General features: G+C 67.0%; 15 protein-coding genes. 4 read left to right on the top strand and 11 right to left on the bottom strand.

Annotated features, from left to right (window positions below):
- Together FFS49_RS13110 and FFS49_RS13105 are read right to left on the bottom strand one after the other, a co-directional pair.
- Positions 1-1,272 carry a Zn-dependent hydrolase gene (locus FFS49_RS13110; protein WP_105815721.1) on the bottom strand — a complete coding sequence of 424 codons (1,272 nt, stop codon included), beginning with the start codon at positions 1,270-1,272 and terminating at the stop codon, positions 1-3.
- Positions 1,273-1,303: 31 nt separating this feature from the next.
- On the bottom strand, positions 1,304-2,614 hold the full coding sequence (locus FFS49_RS13105) for an MFS transporter (protein WP_105815720.1): 1,311 nt from the start codon (positions 2,612-2,614) through the stop codon (positions 1,304-1,306).
- Positions 2,615-2,803: 189 nt separating this feature from the next.
- On the opposite strand from FFS49_RS13105, the gene FFS49_RS13100 reads away from it, so the two are divergent.
- Positions 2,804-3,760, top strand: a complete 957-nt coding sequence (locus tag FFS49_RS13100) for a LysR family transcriptional regulator (protein WP_105815719.1) — start codon at positions 2,804-2,806, stop codon at positions 3,758-3,760.
- Between the two features lie 58 nt (positions 3,761-3,818).
- On the opposite strand, the gene FFS49_RS13095 is transcribed toward FFS49_RS13100, so the two are convergent.
- The 9 genes from FFS49_RS13095 to FFS49_RS13050 all read right to left on the bottom strand — a co-directional run bounded on the left by FFS49_RS13095 (position 3,819) and on the right by FFS49_RS13050 (position 14,800).
- Positions 3,819-4,889 (bottom strand): porin, encoded by a 1,071-nt coding sequence (locus FFS49_RS13095; RefSeq protein ID WP_105815718.1) that lies wholly within the window; start codon positions 4,887-4,889, stop codon positions 3,819-3,821.
- A gap of 161 nt (positions 4,890-5,050) precedes the next feature.
- Positions 5,051-6,481: a cytosine permease gene (locus tag FFS49_RS13090; RefSeq protein WP_039352359.1), complete on the bottom strand. Its 1,431-nt coding sequence runs from the start codon at positions 6,479-6,481 to the stop codon at positions 5,051-5,053.
- 303 nt (positions 6,482-6,784) lie between these two features.
- Entirely contained in the window at positions 6,785-7,462 is a 678-nt protein-coding gene (locus FFS49_RS13080; protein WP_105815716.1) for an SOS response-associated peptidase family protein, read from the bottom strand.
- Positions 7,463-7,691: 229 nt separating this feature from the next.
- On the bottom strand, positions 7,692-8,321 hold the full coding sequence (locus tag FFS49_RS13075; RefSeq protein ID WP_105815715.1) for an NAD-dependent epimerase/dehydratase family protein: 630 nt from the start codon (positions 8,319-8,321) through the stop codon (positions 7,692-7,694).
- A gap of 434 nt (positions 8,322-8,755) precedes the next feature.
- Positions 8,756-10,147: a dihydrolipoyl dehydrogenase gene (gene lpdA, locus FFS49_RS13070; protein WP_105815761.1), complete on the bottom strand. Its 1,392-nt coding sequence runs from the start codon at positions 10,145-10,147 to the stop codon at positions 8,756-8,758.
- A 5-nt stretch (positions 10,148-10,152) separates the two neighbouring features.
- Positions 10,153-11,481 (bottom strand): dihydrolipoamide acetyltransferase family protein, encoded by a 1,329-nt coding sequence (locus FFS49_RS13065; protein WP_105815714.1) that lies wholly within the window; start codon positions 11,479-11,481, stop codon positions 10,153-10,155.
- A gap of 1 nt (position 11,482) precedes the next feature.
- Complete coding sequence (locus FFS49_RS13060) at positions 11,483-12,523, bottom strand: alpha-ketoacid dehydrogenase subunit beta (RefSeq protein WP_039352341.1); 1,041 nt, start codon at positions 12,521-12,523, stop codon at positions 11,483-11,485.
- Between the two features lie 2 nt (positions 12,524-12,525).
- The gene (locus FFS49_RS13055) at positions 12,526-13,758 is read right to left on the bottom strand and encodes a 3-methyl-2-oxobutanoate dehydrogenase (2-methylpropanoyl-transferring) subunit alpha (RefSeq protein WP_039352338.1); all 1,233 of its coding nucleotides are present in this window, start codon (positions 13,756-13,758) and stop codon (positions 12,526-12,528) included.
- Between the two features lie 415 nt (positions 13,759-14,173).
- Positions 14,174-14,800, bottom strand: a complete 627-nt coding sequence (locus tag FFS49_RS13050) for a flavin reductase family protein (RefSeq protein WP_039352336.1) — start codon at positions 14,798-14,800, stop codon at positions 14,174-14,176.
- A 1,083-nt stretch (positions 14,801-15,883) separates the two neighbouring features.
- Between FFS49_RS13050 and FFS49_RS13035 the strand changes: the two genes are divergently transcribed.
- From FFS49_RS13035 to FFS49_RS13025, 3 genes are all read left to right on the top strand, one after another.
- Positions 15,884-16,972: a hypothetical protein gene (locus FFS49_RS13035; RefSeq protein ID WP_223274459.1), complete on the top strand. Its 1,089-nt coding sequence runs from the start codon at positions 15,884-15,886 to the stop codon at positions 16,970-16,972.
- A 320-nt stretch (positions 16,973-17,292) separates the two neighbouring features.
- Positions 17,293-18,318 (top strand): substrate-binding domain-containing protein, encoded by a 1,026-nt coding sequence (locus FFS49_RS13030; protein WP_039352327.1) that lies wholly within the window; start codon positions 17,293-17,295, stop codon positions 18,316-18,318.
- A 69-nt stretch (positions 18,319-18,387) separates the two neighbouring features.
- Positions 18,388-19,416 carry an ABC transporter substrate-binding protein gene (locus FFS49_RS13025; RefSeq protein WP_039352324.1) on the top strand — a complete coding sequence of 343 codons (1,029 nt, stop codon included), beginning with the start codon at positions 18,388-18,390 and terminating at the stop codon, positions 19,414-19,416.
- Positions 19,417-19,431: the final 15 nt, after the last annotated feature.

Raw genomic sequence — 19,431 nt, 5'->3', positions numbered from 1 at the left:
TCATGCGTCCTGCGTGGCGGCCGCAACCGCAACGCCCGATGCAACACCCGCACGCGCGAGCACCGCATGAAGCAGCACGTTCGTGCCGCGCGTCACGTCATCCGGCAGCGCATCCTCGGCTTCGTTGTGCGACAGGCCGTCGACGCACGGGATGAACACCATCGCGGTCGGCACGCAACGCGCAAGCAGGATCGCGTCGTGCCCGGCGCCGCTGACGATCCGCTCGTTCGTATAGCCGAACGCGGCGGCCGCCTGCGCGACCTGTTCGACGCAGTCGCGATCGAACGGCGTCGCCGGGCTGCGCCAGCAGGTTTCAATCGCGACCTGCACGCCGCGCGCGGCGGCGACACGCGTGCACGCGTCGCGCAAATCGCGCTCCATTGCATCGACCTGCGCATCGTCGTGATGGCGGAGGTCGACCGTGAACGTCACGTCGCCGGCAATGGTGTTGCGCGACGCATTGCGAATGCCGACCTGACCGATCGTCGCGAGGCCGCGCGGTGCATGACCGGCGACGATCCGTTCGAGTTCGAGCGCCATCTGCGCGCTTGCGAAATACGCGTCCTTGCGATACGGCATCGGCGTCGTGCCCGCATGCGCGGCCACGCCCGTCACCGTCACGTCGAGCCAGCGGATCGCCTGCCCGCCCGTGACGACGCCGATCGTCGTGCCGTTCGCCTCGAGCACGGGGCCCTGTTCGATATGCGCTTCGAAATACGCATCGACCGCGCCGCCTGTCGCACGGGTGCCGCGATAGCCGCAGGCGTCCAGCGCCGCGCCGAGCGTGATGCCGTCGGCGTCCTGCTTCGCGAGCGCTTCGTCGAGCGGCAACGCGCCCGTGAAGACGGCCGAGCCGAGCATGGCCGGCGCGAAGCGCGCGCCCTCCTCGTTGGTCCAGGACACGATTTCCAGCGGCTTGCTGGTCGCGATGCCTGCGTCGTTCAGTGTGCGCACGAGTTCGAGCGCGGCGAGCACGCCATAGACGCCATCGAAGCGGCCGCCTTCGGGCTGCGTGTCGAGATGGCTGCCGATCAGCACGGGAGCTGCCTGCGCATCGGTGCCGTCGCGCCGCGCGAACAGGTTGCCGACGGCGTCGACGCTCACCGTCATCCCCGCGTCGCGGCACCACTGCGCAAACAGGTCGCGCCCGCGACGATCGTCGTCGGTGAGCGCGAGGCGCCGCACGCCGCCGCGCGGCGTCGCGCCGACGCGCGCCATGTCCGCCAGGCTGTGCCACAAACGGGCGCCGTCGATTTCCAGCAGGTCTTTCATTTGCACTCCGGATGAATTCGTTCGTTGAGGTTCACTGCGAGCCGAGCGCTTCGGCGGCGGCCGGCCGCGCCGCGCGGCGGGCGTCGAGCGCGACGATGCACAGCAGCGAGATGCCGGCGAGACACGTGTAGAACACCGCGAGCGGCCACCACTGGCCCGCGAAGCGATGCGCGAGCCACGTGCCGACGAGCGGCGTCAGGCCGCCCGCGATCGCGCCGCAGATCTGGTAGGAGAGCGAGATCGCCGAATAGCGCACGTGCGCGGGAAACACGTCGCTCACGAAACCCGCGATCACCGAATAGAAGCCGGCCATGCAGACCACCGCGAGCGCGATGCCCGCGATCAGCGACGCGGACGTGCCGCCCTGCACGAGCATGAACATCGGATACGGCGACAGCATCGCGAGCAGCGCCGCGAGCTTCAGGAAGCGTGCGCCGCCGATGCGCTCGGCGATCCACGCGGCGATCGGTTGCGCGATGAACTGGATGATCGCGACCGCGAACAGGCTGTCGAGGATCAGCGAGCGCGAGACGCCGACGTACTGCGTCGTGTACGCGATCATGAACGTGTTCGTGAAATAGACGCCCGCGATGCCGATCGTGTTCGCGCCGATGCAGAGCGCCACGAGCCCCGACGCGGAGCGGAACACTTCCGCGACCGGCAGCTTCACCGTGCGGTTGGTTTCCTTCACGCGCGCGAATTCCGGCGATTCGTTCACGCCGAGCCGGATCAGGATGCCGACCACGAGCAGCACCGAACTCGCGAGGAACGGCAGGCGCCAGCCCCATGCGAGGAAGTCGGCCTTGTCCATCGACGTGACCGCGCGAAACGCGATCAGCGACAGGATCAGCCCGGCCGGGCTGCCGAGCTGCGCGAACGACGCGAAGAACGTGCGGCGCCCCTGCGGCGCATGCTCGCCCGCCATCAGCACCGCGCCGCCCCATTCGCCGCCGACCGCGATCCCCTGCACGACGCGCAATGCGACGAGCAGCACCGGCGCGAGCATGCCGACCTTCGAATAATCGGGCAGCAGCCCGACGCAGACGGTCGCGACGCCCATCATCATCAGCGTCGTCATCAGCGCCTTCTTGCGGCCGATGCGGTCTCCGAGATGGCCGAAGATCACGCCGCCGAGCGGCCGCGCGAAGAAGCCAACCGCGAACGTCGCGAACGACGCCATCGTGCTGACGAAGCGGTCATGCGACGGGAAATAGAGTTCGCCGAATACGAGCGCGGCGGCGGTCGCGTAGATGTAGAAGTCGTACCACTCGATCATCGTGCCGATGAACGCGGCCGTCGCGGCGCGCCCCGGCTGGCGGGCGGAAGGAAGGGACTGGGTCATGCGGGCTCCTGACGCGCGCCGCGGCAGGCGGCGCGCAATGTCGTGTGACGGCCGTCTGTCGCGGCATTGCGCCGCACGCTGCGGCACCCCTCCTTTATCGGCGACCGCAAATCATTAGTCAAATTTCAAGTTATTATTCGCTGTATAAATTCAACTAATGTCGTTGACGATGCCCCGCCCGGAGACCCGATGCGCCCCGACCTCGCCCCGTTCCTGAACGACCGACTCGACTGGAACCTGCTGCGCACGTATCTGGTGATCATCCAGGAGCGCAGCGTGAGCCGCGCGGCCGCGCGCCTGCATGTGACGCAGCCGGCCGTGAGCCAGGCATTGCGGCGGCTCGAGGACACGCTCGAGCGCAAGCTGATCGAGCGGCGCGGCACGCACTTCGCGCCGACGCCGGCCGGCGAAGCCGTCTACCGGATCGCGAGCGACATCTACGGCGGCATCTCGCGCCTCGAAACCGAAATCGACGACAGCACCGCCGACCTGACCGGTTCGATCCGGCTGCTGACGGTGAGCCGCATCGAGTCGCCCGTCTATGACGAATTCCTCGCGGACTTCCATCGCGCGTATCCGCGCATCGACCTGCAGATCGAGGTGATGCGCTCGTCGGACATCCTGTCTTCGCTGCTGCAGAAGACGGCCACGGCGGGGCTCGGCCTGTGCCGCACGCCGCACGACAAGCTGGAGATGCGCTGCTTCCTGCGCCAGCGCTATGCGATCTACTGTGGCCGCCATCACAAGCTCTTCGGGCAGACGCAACTGCGGATGGACGATCTGCTCGCCGAGAATTTCGTGTCGTTCACGAGCGACCAGATCGGCGACAGCCTGTCGCCGCTCACCGTATTTCGCGACCAGAAGGGCTTCACGGGCCGCATCGTCGCGTCGTCGCCGAGCCTCGAGGAAGTGCGGCGGCTGATCTTCGCCGGCTACGGGATCGGCTGCCTGCCCGAGCACATCGTGCGCGACGACATCGCGCAGCAGCGGCTGTGGCGGCTGCCGCCCGACGACGGGCTCGTCGATGTCGACGTGTTCCTGCTGTGGCATCGCGATCGCAAGATGAACGCGGCCGAGCACGCGTTTCTCGACGCAATGGAGCGCTGCATGCAGCGCCATTCGCTCGCCGAGCGGCTGGGGAAATAACGGCGCGAATGCGCCCGCGGCAAGCGCCGGGCGCACGCGGCCCGGCGCGCCGGCTGCATCAGAACCGATGCACGATGCCGAGCTGCACGCCGCGTGCATTCGCCCCCGGGTACGCGAGCGGCAGACCGGGGTTCGCCGCACCGGCGAGCGTATAGCCGGCCTGGTTGCGGTTGCGCAGGTAGGACAGCGCACCGTAGAAGCTCGTGCGCTTCGACAGGTCGTACTCGTACATCAGCCCGAGCTGGTCCGCATGGTTGCCTTGCGACGACTGGTCGTGCAGATACGCGTAGCCGAGCGCCACGTAGTTCGCCGGATTGAACTGGTATTTGACCGACAGCCCGTACACGCGCGAGTCGATGCCGAGATCGGCCCACTTCACCGCGGAGAAGCCGCCGTACACGGTGGCCTTGCCGATCGCGTACGACGCGCCGGCCATGATCGTGCGGTCGGTGGTTGTCGCCGTCGCGTTCTTCAGCCACTGGCCCGCGACGAACGCGCCGAACGGCCCGTGTTCGTAAGTCAGGTCGAACTGCTGGCTCGAGCCTGCCGAGCGCACGCCGCCCGCATCGCCGAACCCGAAGTACAGCCCGCCCTGGAAGCCCGCGATCTCCGGGCTCTGGTACGACAGCGTGTTGCTGGTGCGGAACGCGAACACGGTCAGGTTGTCCATGCCGGACGCCTGCGTGACGCCGCCGAACGCATCCTGGCCGCCCTGGTCGTTGAACAGTGGCGAATTCTGGCGGCCCGCGCGCACCTTGCCCCACTGCCCCGCGATACCGACCCACGCCTGCCGGTTGAACAATCTCCCGGAACTCGCGAGCGAACCGTCGTTCGGGTTGAAGCCGTTCTCCAGCGCAAACTCGATCTTCTGCCCGCCGCCGAGATCCTCGCCGCCCTTCAGCCCGAACCGGCTGCCCCACTGGCCGCCCGAATTGATCGCCGCCGTGTAGCCGTTGCCCGTATTCACGTATTGCGCGAATTCGTCGATCACGCCGTACAGCGTGACGCCGTCCTGCGCGAACGCGGCGCCCGGTCCTGCGATGCACGCCACTGCGAACGTCATGCGAAGACCGGCGTGCGCCGTCCGCGCCCGGAAATCGCTTCCGCGGGCTGTCTTTTGTTTAGTCATACTATTCAATGGTCAGAGAATGAAACGACACCGGGCACGGCAGTCGTGCCGCACCGGCATCGCGGGAAAGGAAACGTGGGGGAAGCGCCGGGCGCAGGCAGCGCCCGGCTCGCGCAACGGTCAGGCCCGCAGGCGGCCGGCCCGATGCGCGTGACGTGTCGTCAGTGGTGAACTTCGCCGCGTTCGAGCGGCAGGATCAGGCGTTCGGGAATGCTGCGGCGCGACGCACGCGCGCCGATGTAGTACAGCACCGCCGGCACGACCAGGCCGAGAATCCACGAGATGTCGGTGCCGCCGAGCGCATCGACGAGCGGTCCCGTGTAGATGTGCGTCGACATGAACGGCAGTTGCACGAGGATGCCGACCACGTAGATCGTGATGGCCATCATGTTCCAGCGGCCATAGCGTCCGTCCGGATCGGACAGCGCCGGCACGTCGTAGCGCGAACGCGTGAAGCAGTAGTAGTCGACCAGGTTGATCGCGCTCCATGGCGTGAAGAACGCAAGCAGGAACAGGATGAACGCGGTGAATTCCTTCAGGAACGAATGGCGGCCCGCGAGCGCGATGAGCGTGGATACGCAGATCATCCCGAAGATGTACACGAGCCGGCTCTTCGACGACACCGCACCCTTGCCGCGAAAGCCGCTGACGATCGTCGCCATCGACATGAAGCTGCCGTATGCGTTCAATGCCGTCACCGTCACCTTGCCGAATGCGATGCTGAAGTACAGCAGCGCGGCAACGGCGCCCGTCGAGCCGAGGCCGACGATATACGACACTTCATGGTGCGCGAACTGGCTGCCGGCCAGTGCCGCCGCGAACACGCCGAACACCATCGCCGCCTGCGCGCCGATCACCGAGCCGAGCCCGACCGCGACGAACGTCGCGACCGACGACGTCGAGCGCGGCAGGTAGCGCGAATAGTCGGCGACGTACGGGCCGAACGCGATCTGCCACGACGCGGACAGCGACATCGACAGCAGGAAGCTGGCGAGCGAGAAATGCTTGTTCGCGAGCAGCGCGCCGATGTCGTGGTTCGCGAACAGCTGCGAGAACATGTAGACGAACGCGGCGATGCCGACCACGCTCGCGATCCGGCCGACGGCGTGGATCGCGCGATAGCCGAACACCGTCAGCACGACGATCACGGCCGCGAACAGCAGGATGCCGGCCGCGTCGTCGACGTTCAGCAGCTGCGCGACGGCCTGCCCGGCCAGCACCGAGCCGCTTGCGGAAAAGCCGATGTACATCAGGCACACGAGCACGATCGGGATCATCGCGCCATACACGCCGAACTGCACGCGGCTCGAGATCATCTGCGGCAGCCCGAGTTGCGGCCCCTGCGCGCCGTGCAGCGCCATCACGGCGCCGCCGATGAACTGGCCGAGCAGCAGCGCGACCAGCGACCAGAACACGTCGCCGCCGAGCACGACCGCGAGTGCGCCCGTGACGATCGCCGTGATCTGCATGTTCGCCGACAGCCACAGCGTGAACTGGCTCAGCAAGCCGCCGTGGCGCTCGGCGTCGGGAATGAAGTCGATCGAACGGACTTCGATCAGGCCGCCGGCTTTTCCACTGGGATTCGTTGACACGGGGAAATCTCCAAAATACTCAGGATCACAAATGGTTTGAACGTGGCAGGAAGCTGCGAGCCGCCCTTTCGGCTCTTTCGGTGCGGGGCGCCGTGGATCGCCGGCATGCGCCACGCACGCACGGTCTGCACGCTGGCGCGCAAGCGGCACGACGTGTGCCGACATTGCCAGCGGATGATCTTGTATATACAACTTGCGAGGTATCCGTGATTACCCGGTATCGACCGATTTTCGAATTTGTTCGAATAATCGGCGCACGGTCGGGCAACTTCGCCGCAAGCCAGGCGTTGGAAAAATGAAAGGTCAGGTACCGGCCGGCGGCGCCCGGTCAGGCTCGGCCGTCATGTCGTCGGCGGGAAACGGGTTCAGCATGCGCCGTGCGGCTTCGATGTCGCGCGTATGCAGCCATTCGTCGTAGTCGTCGCTGCGCAGGATCACGACGCCGCGCTTCTCGTCGCCGGGCCGATGCATTCGCGCGAACAGCGGATGACCGTCGGCATTCACCGTGAGCATCGTCATGCCGATGCATACGCGCCCGTCGCTGTCTTCGTAGCGGCGCCAGATACCGGCGACGCAATACGGCTGCCAGCCGTCGATGCCGATCCGGTGCCACACGTTGCGGCCGGTCTCGTAGCACGGCTCGCAGATCCAGCGCACCGGGATCAGGCAGCGCTGGCCGTTGCGCCACGCGTTGCCGTAGAGCCGCGACGAGCCGACCGTTTCCGCGCGTGCGTTCACCGTGTCGAGCTTCTTCTTTTTACGGCCGTTCTCGTCGAGCCGCTCGGGCTGCATGAATTTAGGCCAGAATCCGAACACGGCCGCGACGACTTCGAGGCCGTCGCCGGCGGCGCGCGCGATCGGTGCCGCGTAGTCGGGATACACGTCGGGTGCCCAGGGGTCGCGACGGTACAGATCGCCGATGCCGATCTTCAGTTCGCTGATGCCCGGGTCTTCGTCGGGGGCGCGGTAATGGGTGCACACGGCTCTGCGGGCGTTGGAAGCAATGTTTCCATCGTAGGACAGTACAGGCGCCGCGAGCACGCTATCGCTGGGTATGACGAAACAGTTTTACGAACCGATGATGCGCCGCGCGTTACCCGACGCGTGCCGTCACGCGCGTGGTTAGGCGTTCACGGCGGCGCTCGCCGAACAGTTCGGCGAGCGCGACGGTTTCGCCGGTCAGTGACCGGCGCGCGCCGCCCATGTTGCGTCAGACGAGCCGGTCCGACGCGATGACCTGCACGCCCGGCCGCGCGTCGATTGCCGCGTCGAGCATCGCGCGGGCGATCCGCGACGCGGGATTCACGCGCCACTTCGCCGGCAGCACGGGTCGGGCCACGTTCAACACGGACACGAGCAGCCGCTCGCCGAACCTGAATTCGTCGCGGCTGCCGCCGATCAGGCCGGGCCGCACGTAAGTGAGTGACGCGAACCCGACACCGGCGAGCGCCTGCTCGACCTCGCCCTTCACGCGGTTGTAGAAGATGCGAGACGCCGGATCCGCACCGAGTGCGGAATTCAGCACGTAAGCCGGTGTGCCGTAGCGGTGCGCCAGCCGCGCGACCGCGAGCGGATAGTCGTGGTCGACGCGCCGGAATGCCGCCTGCGAGCCGGCAGCCCGCATCGTGGTGCCGAGCGTGCAGATCACCGCATCGGCGTGCCACCAGTCGGCCGTGTCGGGCAGATGATCGAAATCGACCTCGAGCGCGCGCATCTTCGGATGCGGCGACAGCGGCCGGCGCGCGAGAACGATCACCTGGTCGACCCGCGCATCGGCGAGCGCGACTTCGAGGACGTGGCGCCCGACGAGTCCGGTCGCGCCGACGAGCAGCAATTTCATGTCCGGTTTTTCCATGTGGAGCCGGCGTCCGGGCAAGGAACGACCCGCTTTCCGGCTTCCTGCATGATCGCCGGCCGACTCGGCGACGACAACCTCCCAACATCTCGAAAAATTACAGGATGCGCCTGCTTCGCCGGGGTGCACGCCACGAACCGGCCGCCGCCTGTCTCGACACGCTCGCGCGACACCTGTCCGGCGCCTGTACGCCTGCGAGAACGACGACATGCCGCCGAATCCCGGGTTCCGCGCGATTTCCTCGATCGACAACCGCCCTTGCGCGATCAGCGCCTGCGCGCGCGGATCTTGCGCACCGCGCCCGACATGTCCCTGACGCATGCGCCGTCGTCCTGCAACCGGTCGAGCCGGCACGGCAAACGAAAAGCCGCCGATGCGCACGCTGCGCATCGGCGGCTTCGTGTCACGCGCGAGACGCGTCAGACGTGCAATGCGTGCCCAAGCGCGCGCAGCGCGGCTTCCTGCAGCGCTTCGCCGAGCGTCGGATGCGCATGGATCGTGCCACCGATGTCCTCCAGCCGCGCGCCCATCTCCAGCGACTGCGAGAACGCCGCGGCCAGCTCCGACACGCCGCGCCCGACCGCCTGCCAGCCGACGATCAGGTGGTTGTCACGCCGCGCGACCACGCGCACGAAGCCGTCGGTCGCCTGCAGCGTCATCGCGCGCCCGTTCGCCGCGAACGGGAACGACGCGTGCACGCAATCGACATCGGCCGCCCGCGCGTCGTCCGGCGACCAGCCGGCCGTGACGATCTCCGGATCGGTGAAGCACACGGCCGGGATCGACGCGGGCACGAACTTGCGGCGCTTGCCGGCGATCAGCGCGGCCACCATCTCGCCCTGCGCCATCGCACGATGCGCAAGCATCGGCTCGCCGGCGACATCGCCGATCGCCCAGACGTTGCGCATCGAGGTTCGGCATTCGTCGTCGATCCACAGCGCGCGGCCATTGCGATCGAGCGGCAGCGATTCGAGCCCGAAGCCGTCGACGCGCGGCCGGCGGCCCACCGCGACCAGCACGCGATCGGCCGGCAGCGTCTGCTCCGCGCCGTCGGCGGCCTGTACGCGCACCGCGCCGTGTTCCGCGAGCCCGAGCACCTTGTGGCCGAGCAGCAGCCGCACGCCCAGCCGCGCAAGCGAATCGGCAACCGGCCGCGCGAGTTCGGCGTCGTACGCGGGCAGTACGCGCTCCGCCGCTTCGACGACGCTCACGTCGACGCCGAGCTTGCGATAGACGATCCCGAGTTCGAGCCCGATATACCCGGCCCCGACGACGACCAGCCGCTTCGGCAACGTCGCGGGCGACAGCGCCTCGGTGGACGACACGACGTGTCCGCCGAACGGCATCGACGGCAGCGCGACCGGCTCGGAACCGGTCGCGAGCAACAGGTGCTCGCAGCTGATTCGCGCCGCGTGGCCGCCGGCGACGACGTCGACGGTCTTGCCGTCGACCACGTGCGCGTCGCCATGCAGCACGCGCACGCCGTTCTTCTTGAGCAGCGCGCCGACGCCGCGCGTCAGCCGGTCGACGATGCCGTCCTTCCAGGCGACGCTTTTCGCGATGTCGATCTCGGGCGTGCGCACGCGGATGCCGATCGCGCCTTCGCCCGCGTGGCCGCACGCCTGTTCGAATGCGTCGGCCACATGAATCAGCGCCTTCGACGGAATGCAGCCGATGTTCAGGCACGTGCCGCCGAGCCGGTCGCGCTCGACGAGCACGGTCGGAATGCCGAGCTGGCCGGCGCGAATCGCGGCGACATAGCCGCCCGGGCCGCCGCCGATGATGAGCAGTGTGGTGTGTTCGTTCTTCATCGTGCTCACTCCACGAACAGCAGCGCCGGGCGTTCGAGCACCGCGCGCACGGCCTGGATGAACTCGGCCGCATCCGCACCGTCGACGACGCGATGGTCGAACGACGACGACAGGTTCATCATCTTGCGCGCGACGACCGCGCCGTCGCGGATCATCGGCCGCTCGACGATCCGGTTCACGCCGACGATGCCGACCTCGGGATGATTGATGACCGGCGTCGACACGATGCCGCCGAGCGCGCCGAGGCTCGAAATCGTGATCGTCGAACCGCTCAGCTCGTCGCGCTGCGCACGGTTCGCGCGCACGGCGTCGGCGAGCCGCGCGATTTCGGCGGAGATCGACCACACGTCGCGCGCTTCGGCATGGCGCAGCACCGGCACCGTCAGCCCGCCGTCCGTCTGCGTCGCGACGCCCATGTGCACCGCGCCGTAGCGCGTGACCACGCCGGCTTCGTCGTCGAAGCGCGCATTGATCTGCGGGAAGTCGCGCAGCGCGAGCACCATCGCGCGGATCAGCAGCGGCAGCGGCGTGAGCTTGCCGCGCGTATCGCCGTAACGGCGGTTCAGTTCGGTGCGCAGCGATTCGAGCTCGGTCACGTCGATTTCCTCGACGTAGCTGAAGTGCGGAATGCGGCGCTTCGCTTCCTGCATCTTGCGCGCGATCGCGCGCCGCAGGCCGATCACCGGTACGTCGGTTTCGTCGTTGCGTTCGTCGTAGCCGCGCGCCTGCGACGCATGGCTCGCCCCGCTGCCCGTACGCGCATATGCATCGAGATCCGCATGCAGGATCCGCCCCGCTTCGCCGGTGCCGCGCACATAGCGCAGCTCGATGCCCATGTCCCACGCGCGCTGGCGCACGGCCGGCGACGCGAGCGGCCGTTCACCCGGCGCGAGCGCCGCGCGTGGCGGTTCCGCTTTCTCCGCGTGATCGGCAGGCTTCGCACGACGCGGCTCCGCAGGTGCGTGCTTCGCCGCCGGCTTGGCGGACGATTCCGCCGGCGCGTCGGCCACCGCCTTCGACGGTGCTGCCGCGACCGGTGCGGTTGCTACCTTTGATTCCCGCACCGGTGCGCCGGCCTTAAGGTTGCCTTCGCCTTCGACCTCGAGGCGGATCAGCTCGCTGCCGACCGCCATCATCTCGCCGATCCGGCCGCCGAGCTCGATCACCTTGCCCGTCACCGGCGACGGAATCTCGACCGCCGCCTTGTCGGTCATCACGTCGGCGAGCGGCTGGTCTTCCTTGATCGTCTGCCCGACTTCCACGTGCCAGGCCACCAGCTCGACCTCGGCAATCCCTTCGCCGATATCCGGCATCTTGATGACATGAATCCCCATCTCACGCCTCCATCACGCGTCGCAACGCTTCACCGACCCGGGCCGGGCCCGGAAAGTACGCCCACTCCTGCGCGTGCGGGTACGGCGTGTCCCAGCCCGTCGTGCGCTCGACCGGCGCTTCGAGGTGGTAGAAGCAATGTTCCTGGACCAGCGACACCAGTTCCGCACCGAAGCCGCAGGTGCGCGTCGCCTCGTGCACCACGACGCAGCGCCCGGTCTTGCGCACCGACGCGACGATCGTGTCGAGGTCGAGCGGCCACAGCGTGCGCAGGTCGATCACCTCCGCATCGATGCCCGTCTCCTCGGCCGCGGCGAGCGACACGTGCACCGTCGTGCCGTAGGTCAGCACCGTCACGTCGTTGCCGGGCCGCACCACGGCGGCCGTATCGAGCGGCACCGTGTAGTAGCCCTCGGGCACCGCGCTTGCCGGATGCTTGAGCCACGACGTGACCGGCCGATCGTGATGGCCGTCGAACGGCCCGTTGTACAGCCGCTTCGGTTCGAGGAAGATCACCGGATCGTCGTTCTCGATCGATGCGATCAACAGCCCCTTCGCGTCATACGGATTCGACGGCATCACCGTGCGCAGCCCGCACACCTGCGTGAACATCGCTTCGGGGCTCTGGCTGTGCGTCTGCCCGCCGTAGATCCCGCCGCCGCAGGGCATGCGGATCGTCATCGGCGCGGTGAACTGGCCGGCCGAGCGATAGCGCAGCCGCGCGCCTTCCGACACGATCTGGTCGGACGCCGGGTAGAAATAATCGGCGAACTGGATCTCGCACACCGGGCGCAGCCCGTATGCACCCATCCCCACCGCCGCGCCGACGATCCCGCTTTCGGAGATCGGCGCATCGAACACGCGCGACTTGCCGTATTTGTTCTGCAGTCCTTCGGTACAACGGAACACGCCGCCGAAATAGCCGACGTCCTGCCCGAACACCACCACGTCGCTGTCGCGCCCGAGCATCACGTCCATCGCCGAGCGCAGCGCCTGGATCATCGTCATCGGCTGCGTTGCCGTGCCTGTCTCTTGTTGCGCCATGATCACGCTCCCAGTTCCTGGCGCTGACGGCGCAGGTGCGCGGGCAGCTCCTTGTACACGTCGTCGAACATCGAGGCCGGCGACGGAATCCGGTCGTCGGCCAGCGTCCCGTACTTTTCCGCCTCCTTCTGCGCGGCGATCACCTCGGCCTCGAGCTCGGCCGTCAGCGCTTCATGCGCGCTGTCCGACCAGATGCCCTTGACGATCAGGTGGCGCTTGAAGCGCTCGACCGGATCGCCGAGCGGGAAATGGGACCAGTCGTCGCTCGGCCGGTACTTGGTCGGATCGTCCGACGTCGAATGCGCGCCCGCTCGGTAGGTCACCCACTCGATCAGCGTCGGGCCGAGATTGCGGCGCGCACGTTCGGCCGCCCAGCTCGACGCCGCATAGATCGCGAGGAAGTCGTTGCCGTCGACGCGCAGCGACGCGATCCCGCAGCCGACGCCGCGGCCGGCGAAGGTCGTGCCCTCGCCGCCCGCGATCGCCTGGAACGTCGAGATCGCCCACTGGTTGTTGACGACGTTCAGCACGACCGGCGCGCGATACACGTGCGCGAACGTGAGTGCGGTATGGAAGTCGGATTCGGCCGTCGCGCCGTCACCGATCCACGCGGACGCGATCTTCGTGTCGCCCTTGATCGCAGACGCCATCGCCCAGCCGACCGCCTGGATGAACTGCGTCGCGAGGTTGCCGGAGATCGAGAAGAAGCCGGCTTCGCGGTCCGAGTACATCACGGGGAGCTGGCGGCCTTTCAGCGGATCGCCTTCGTTCGACATCAGCTGGCAGATCATCCGTTCGAGCGGGACGTCGCGCGCGATCAGGATGCTCTGCTGCCGGTAGGTCGGGAAGCACATGTCGCCGTCGCGCAGCGCCATCGCATGCGCGGTGCCGATCGCCTCTTCGCCGAGGCTCAACATGTAGAAGGAGATTTTCTTCTGACGCTGCGCGATCATCATGCGCGCGTCGAAAATGCGGGTCTTGAGCATCGCGCGCAGGCCGGCGATCAGCCGCGCATCGTCGAGATCCGGGGCCCATGGGCCGACGGCCTTGCCGCTGTCGTCGAGCACGCGCACGAGGCTGCGGGCGAGATCGGCGGTGTCCGCCGCGGCAACGTCGATCGGCGGGCGGCGAACGGCGCCGGCCGGCGATAGATGCAGATAGGAAAAGTCCGTCTTGCAGCCCGGGCGCCCGGTGGGCTCCGGCACATGCAGACGCAATGGCTCTGACAGGCTCATCGTGTCGTCTCCACGCTCGATTGTGTCTCACGCTGTTTGGGAACGCGCAGGCCGGTTGCCGGCCTGCGCGCGAGCTGGCGTGCGGATAGGCACGTCAACCTTGGAAATCTATGCCTTGCGGCGGCAGGCGTCGATGCCCAAGCCGCTCGTTCGTCGTGAGCAGATTTGCCATGGGGAATCGCTTTGGCGCGTCGGGGCGACCGGTGGCATCGGCGCAGCGTGGGTTTGCTGCGGTGCAGGGTCGCCGGGCCGGCGGCGATCGGGCATCGGCGCACGCACGGCTCTGCGCGCGGCGGCCATGCGAAGGTACGACGTAAAAGACCCCGCGAAATCATCGATCTCGGCGGGGTCTTTCGGGGCGGGCGCGGCCGGGCCCGGTGGCCCGGCTTGCCGGCTTACTCCGGCGCGCGACCGGTCAAGCGTCGGGGCGGAAGATGTCGAAGCGGCTGTCGGGCTTCACGTGCACGTAGGCGGACGGACCGCCCGCACGAAGAATGATGCCGGCGCCGAACGTATCGAAGATGCCGTCCTTCAGCAGGTCATGGCGGATATGGACTGCGACGACCTCGCCCAGCACCAGCGTGGCCGGCGTCTCGACGCCATGATGATCGCGCAGCCGGATCACGTCGGTCACCTTGCATTCGAAGTTCACGCCGCTTTCCGCGACGCGCGGCACGTTGACGACACGCGACGGCACCGCGGTCAGGCCACCGAGTTCGAATTCGTTGACCTCGTACGGCACGGCGGCGCAGGTCTGGTTCATCCGCTCGGCGAGATCGCGCGTCGCTAGGTTCCACACGAACTCGCCGGTCTCCTGCACGTTGCGCAGGCTGTCCTTCGCGCCGGTACTCGAAAAACCGATGATCGGCGGACGATAGTTGAACGCATTGAAGAAACTGTACGGCGCGAGATTGAGCGTGCCGTCGCTGCCGCGGGAAGCAATCCAGCCGATCGGGCGCGGGCCGATGATCGCGTTCAGCGGATCGTGCGGCAGGCCGTGGCCTTGCGAGGGTTCGTAATAGTGGTGGGTCGAGTCGGTCATGACGGGTGGTGTGGCGCAAGCGATGGCGGAATCGGCCGGCGCGCTGCGTTCGCCGGTGGCGGCGAGCGCTTGCGGCGCGACGTGCGTGTCAGTATCACATGGCTCCGTTTTCGCCGCAGCGAAGCGGCACGGACGATGAAGGCTTCACGTGTCGCACCAACAAAAAACCCGCGAGCACTTCATTTCTCGCGGGTTTTTCCGTTCTTCATCGACGCATTCGATGGTGCCGGGGACCGGACTTGAACCGGCAAGCCAATTAAGGCGGCGGATTTTCGTCACACTGCTTCTTTCAAAGCCGGCTTCGCGTGCGCGAACCGTTCGTGCGCTGGACTATGCCTTCGCCATCGCGCATGGGCGTGCCTGCTGCCCGTGCGCCTTAGGCGCCCCCCGTCTAGTCTCTACACCTTCCTCGCGGGTGCCGCGAGGCTTGGCTCGGCGTTGCCTCGATGCGCGCATCAGGGGTTTCGCCGAATTTGAAGGGTTCTGCACCGATCGTTTCCGGTCGGGCACTCAATCGTTTAAGTCCGCTATGTTTACCAATTTCATCACCCCGGCAAGAGGGCGGACCGGATTCTACCACTGCCCGGCCGGATCTTCCGCATTTGACCCTGTCACCCCGCAATCGCCGACACCCGACTTCACCGTCGCCGTCCCGGCAGCCCGTGCCTCCTGCCGCGTTGCGTCCGCCATCGAGTCTCAATCGCATGACGCTCGCTGGATGCCAGCCAAATCGATGCCGCCATTCGGCACTCGCCATTTCAGTCGCATCACGAATATATTTGATTTTGCTTGATATCGACTTACGAATTTCGCTCATTCCCTCGCGCCATTTTCATTGAATATTCGCCGGTCCGCACGATTCGAACGACACCCTTAATCCCGGCTTAAGCTTCGCCGTGCTAGCGCCGGCAATCCTTTCGCGCAATCGCGGAGGGTGCGCGACATTTGTCACCGAAAAGAAACATGTGCGGCATAGCCTCACCCGCGTTGCCCGTAACAGACGGTAATAAGCACATTCAATCCATCCTGCAGCATCAATTCAGTTAGGAAACCATAATGTTAAGAAAGCCCCTGTTAATCGCCATGTCGGCATCGGTCTTTCTTGCCGCCTGCGGCGGCGACGACACAACGTCCACCCCCGGCATCGCACCGACCAATACCGCGGCCGTGCCGAACACCGCCACCGCGTCCGGCTATACGTTGTCCGTGTTCGCGAAAGCACCGACGTCCACGGACAAGCCCGATTCGATCGTCCAGTTCAACAACACGGTCTTCATCGGCTACCAGAAGGCAGGTGACGTAAAGGACGGCTCGGTGCCCAGCCTGACCAACGACATCGTCCAATACGACCTGAGCGGCAACGTGCTCAAGACGTACACGGTGCCGGGCCACGTCGACGGCCTGATGGCCCGCGCCGATACGAACACGCTATGGGCGATGGCCAATGAGGACGGCAATCCCGAACTGACGATCGTCGACCTCAAGGCCGGCACGCAGAAGACCTACACGGCGACCGTCAATCCGACCGCACACGGCGGCGGCTACGACGACATGCAGTTGCTCAACGGGAACGTCTACGTGAGCGCGTCGAACCCGACGACGCCCGGCGCCGCCGCACCGACCGTCGGACAGCTCACGCTGAACGCGAACGGCACGACGTTCGACGTCGCACCGGTGCTCGCCGGTAATGCACAGGCCACCGACGTGACCCCGTCCGTTGGCGGATCGCCGAATCCCACCTTCAACCAGCAGGTGACACTGAGCCTGACGGACCCCGATTCCGAAGCGATCGACTCCGCCGGCGATCTCGTGCTCGACAGCCAGGCCGACGGCAAGCTGGTGTTCATCCACAATCCAGGCGCGAGCCAGACCGTCAGCGTGCTGACGCTCACCCTTTTCAGCGACAAGGACGGCCCCGTCTATCCGGTCGACGATACGCGATGGGTGCCGGCGCCGGGCCCGCAAGGCAAGACCTTCATGCTGTTCACCGATGCCAGCAACACGACCTACCGCGTCGATGCGCCGTTCTCGCAAGGCGACGCCTACAGCGCCGGCCAAGGCCAGGTGATGAAACTGGACCCGAAGTCCGGCCACCTGACGCCCGTCGCGACGAGCGTCGGCAACCCGTCAGCCCTTCAGGATCCGCACGGCATGCTGTTCGTCGCGCTGTAACGCCAGCCCGCCCCGCGGCGCCGCCGCGTGATCGCCGCGGACCAGCGGCGAGACGCGGCGTGCGCATCCCGCCCGCAAGCGGGTGCACGCCCGGCCGCCTCGCACCCGACGACGGACACCACGCACCGCGCCCGCGTTCGCCGATACAATCCACGGCGGCGCCGCGCGGCCGATCCTTCACATGAATCCACCCTGCCCGGCGCGCCAACCGTCTGACGTTTGTATCGTACTTTCCGCGAAACAACGTCGCGTGCGTCATCGCGAAGTCACAAACGTTTTCGATAATTCCCCGGCCGAAAACGTTTACATCGCATGACTTCATGACCTCGACCATCAAGGACGTCGCTGCTCTCGCGGGCTTCTCGATCGCCACCGTTTCGCGTGCGATCAACGCACCGCATACCGTCAGCCCCGCCACGCTGCAGACGATCCGCACCGCGATCGACACGCTGCAGTTCCGCCCGAGTCCGCTCGGCCGGCAACTGCGCGGCGAGCGCACGCGGCTCGTCGGCGTCGTCCTGCCGACGCTCTCGAACCCCGTGTTCGCCGACTGCCTGCAGGGCATCGACGAGCTCGCGACCGCAGCCGGCTTCAAGCTGATCCTGATGACGACCGAATACGATGCCGCGCGCGAGCGTCATGCGATCGAGACGCTGCGCGAGCAGCGCGTCGAAGGGCTGATCCTCACCGTCGCCGACGCGGACACGCACCCGCTGCTCGACATGCTCGACCGCGACGGCCCGCACTACGTGCTGATGCACAACGACACGCAACGCCGCCCGTCGGTGTCGGTCGACAACCGCCGCGCCGCGTATGACGGCGTGCGGCTGCTGACCGCGCACGGTCATCGCCGCGTGCTGATGCTGGCCGGCTCGCTCGCGGCATCGGATCGCGCGCGCCAGCGCCATCTCGGCTATGCGCAGGCACTCGAGGAAAGCGGCGTTGCCGCGCTGCCGCCCGTCGAAGTCGACTTCAACGCGCCCGAGCTGCCCGACGCCGTGCTTGCGCATCTCACCGCGCACGCGACGCGTCCGACCGCCCTCTTCTGCAGCAACGACCTGCTCGCGATGGTCGTGATGCGCGGGCTGCGCCGCGCAGGCTTCTCGGTGCCGGACGACCTGTCGGTGCTCGGTTTCGACGGAATCGCGATCGGCGAGTTGCTCGCACCGCCGCTCGCGAGCGTCGCGACGCCGAACCGCGACATCGGCCGCCATGCGTGGCAGCGTCTCGTCGAATGTATCGGCGGCGTCGCCATCGAACGCACGTCACTGATCCTGCCGCACGTGGTGCGCGACGGCGCGACGATCGCGCCGCCGGCCACCGACCTGCAATTGCGCAAGGCCTGAACGCGCGCACCGCATACCCCGCACACCGCCACGCCACCCCAGCGCCTCACCCTCGCCCGGAGACCTACCGTGTCCTTTCGCCTGACCTCGCTGCTGCGCGCGCTTGCCGCTCCCGTAGCCCTTGCCGCGCTCATCGCCGGCGCACCCGCCGCTCACGCCGACGAAACGGCGATCTGCTACAACTGCCCGCCCGAATGGGCCGACTGGGCCGCGCAGATCGCGGCGATCAAGCAGAAGACCGGCATCCGCGTGCCGTTCGACAACAAGAACTCGGGCCAGTCGATCGCGCAGCTGATCGCCGAGCAGAAAAGCCCGGTGGCCGACGTCGTCTATCTCGGCGTGTCGTCGGCGTTCCAGGCGAAGGACAAGGGCGTGATCGCGCCGTACAAGCCGGCGCACTGGAACGACATCCCCGCGAACCTGAAGGACCCGCAAGGCTACTGGTTCGCGATCCACTCGGGCACGCTCGGCTTCTTCGTCAACAAGGACGCGCTCGACGGCAAGCCGGTGCCGCGTTCATGGGCCGATCTGCTGAAGCCGGAATACAAGGGCATGGTCGGCTATCTCGATCCGTCGAGTGCGTTCGTCGGCTATGCGGGCGCGGTCGCCGTGAACCAGGCGCTCGGCGGCAGCCTCGACAACTTCAAGCCGGCGCTCGACTGGTTCAGGAAGCTGAAGGCCAATGCGCCGATCGTACCGAAGCAGACCGCCTATGCGCGCGTGCTGTCCGGCGAGATTCCGATCCTGCTCGACTACGACTTCGACGCGTATCGCGCGAAGTACAAGGACAGCGCGAACGTCGAGTTCGTGATTCCGAAGGAAGGCACGATCGCGGTGCCGTACGTGATGAGTCTCGTGAAGGGCGCACCGCACGACGCGAACGGCAAGAAGGTGCTCGACTTCGTGTTGTCCGACGAAGGCCAGAAGCTGTGGGCCAATGCGTACCTGCGCCCGGTGCGTGCACAAGCGCTCGGCGCCGACATCGCATCGAAGTTCCTGCCGGCGAGCGAGTACGCCCGCGCGAAACCGGTCGACTTCGGCAAGATGGCGGCCGGTCAGCAGGCATTCGGCCAGCAATACCTGCAGGTCATGCAGTAAGCGGCCGGACATCAT

The organism is Burkholderia sp. 4NA327C6 (assembly GCF_005502655.1).
In the GTDB taxonomy this organism is placed as follows: domain Bacteria; phylum Pseudomonadota; class Gammaproteobacteria; order Burkholderiales; family Burkholderiaceae; genus Burkholderia; species Burkholderia contaminans.
Note: the sequence above shows the minus strand (reverse complement) of the source record. Positions and strands in the feature narration are given on the sequence as shown.

Coding starts and splice junctions, on each gene's coding strand:
- FFS49_RS13110 (WP_105815721.1), bottom strand. CDS start 1,272: ATGAAAGACCTGCTGGAAATCGACGGCGCCCGTTTGTGGCACAGCCTG.
- FFS49_RS13105 (WP_105815720.1), bottom strand. CDS start 2,614: ATGACCCAGTCCCTTCCTTCCGCCCGCCAGCCGGGGCGCGCCGCGACG.
- FFS49_RS13100 (WP_105815719.1), top strand. CDS start 2,804: ATGCGCCCCGACCTCGCCCCGTTCCTGAACGACCGACTCGACTGGAAC.
- FFS49_RS13095 (WP_105815718.1), bottom strand. CDS start 4,889: ATGACTAAACAAAAGACAGCCCGCGGAAGCGATTTCCGGGCGCGGACG.
- FFS49_RS13075 (WP_105815715.1), bottom strand. CDS start 8,321: ATGAAATTGCTGCTCGTCGGCGCGACCGGACTCGTCGGGCGCCACGTC.
- lpdA (WP_105815761.1), bottom strand. CDS start 10,147: ATGAAGAACGAACACACCACACTGCTCATCATCGGCGGCGGCCCGGGC.
- FFS49_RS13065 (WP_105815714.1), bottom strand. CDS start 11,481: ATGGGGATTCATGTCATCAAGATGCCGGATATCGGCGAAGGGATTGCC.
- FFS49_RS13060 (WP_039352341.1), bottom strand. CDS start 12,523: ATGGCGCAACAAGAGACAGGCACGGCAACGCAGCCGATGACGATGATC.
- FFS49_RS13055 (WP_039352338.1), bottom strand. CDS start 13,758: ATGAGCCTGTCAGAGCCATTGCGTCTGCATGTGCCGGAGCCCACCGGG.
- FFS49_RS13050 (WP_039352336.1), bottom strand. CDS start 14,800: ATGACCGACTCGACCCACCACTATTACGAACCCTCGCAAGGCCACGGC.
- FFS49_RS13035 (WP_223274459.1), top strand. CDS start 15,884: ATGTCGGCATCGGTCTTTCTTGCCGCCTGCGGCGGCGACGACACAACG.
- FFS49_RS13030 (WP_039352327.1), top strand. CDS start 17,293: ATGACCTCGACCATCAAGGACGTCGCTGCTCTCGCGGGCTTCTCGATC.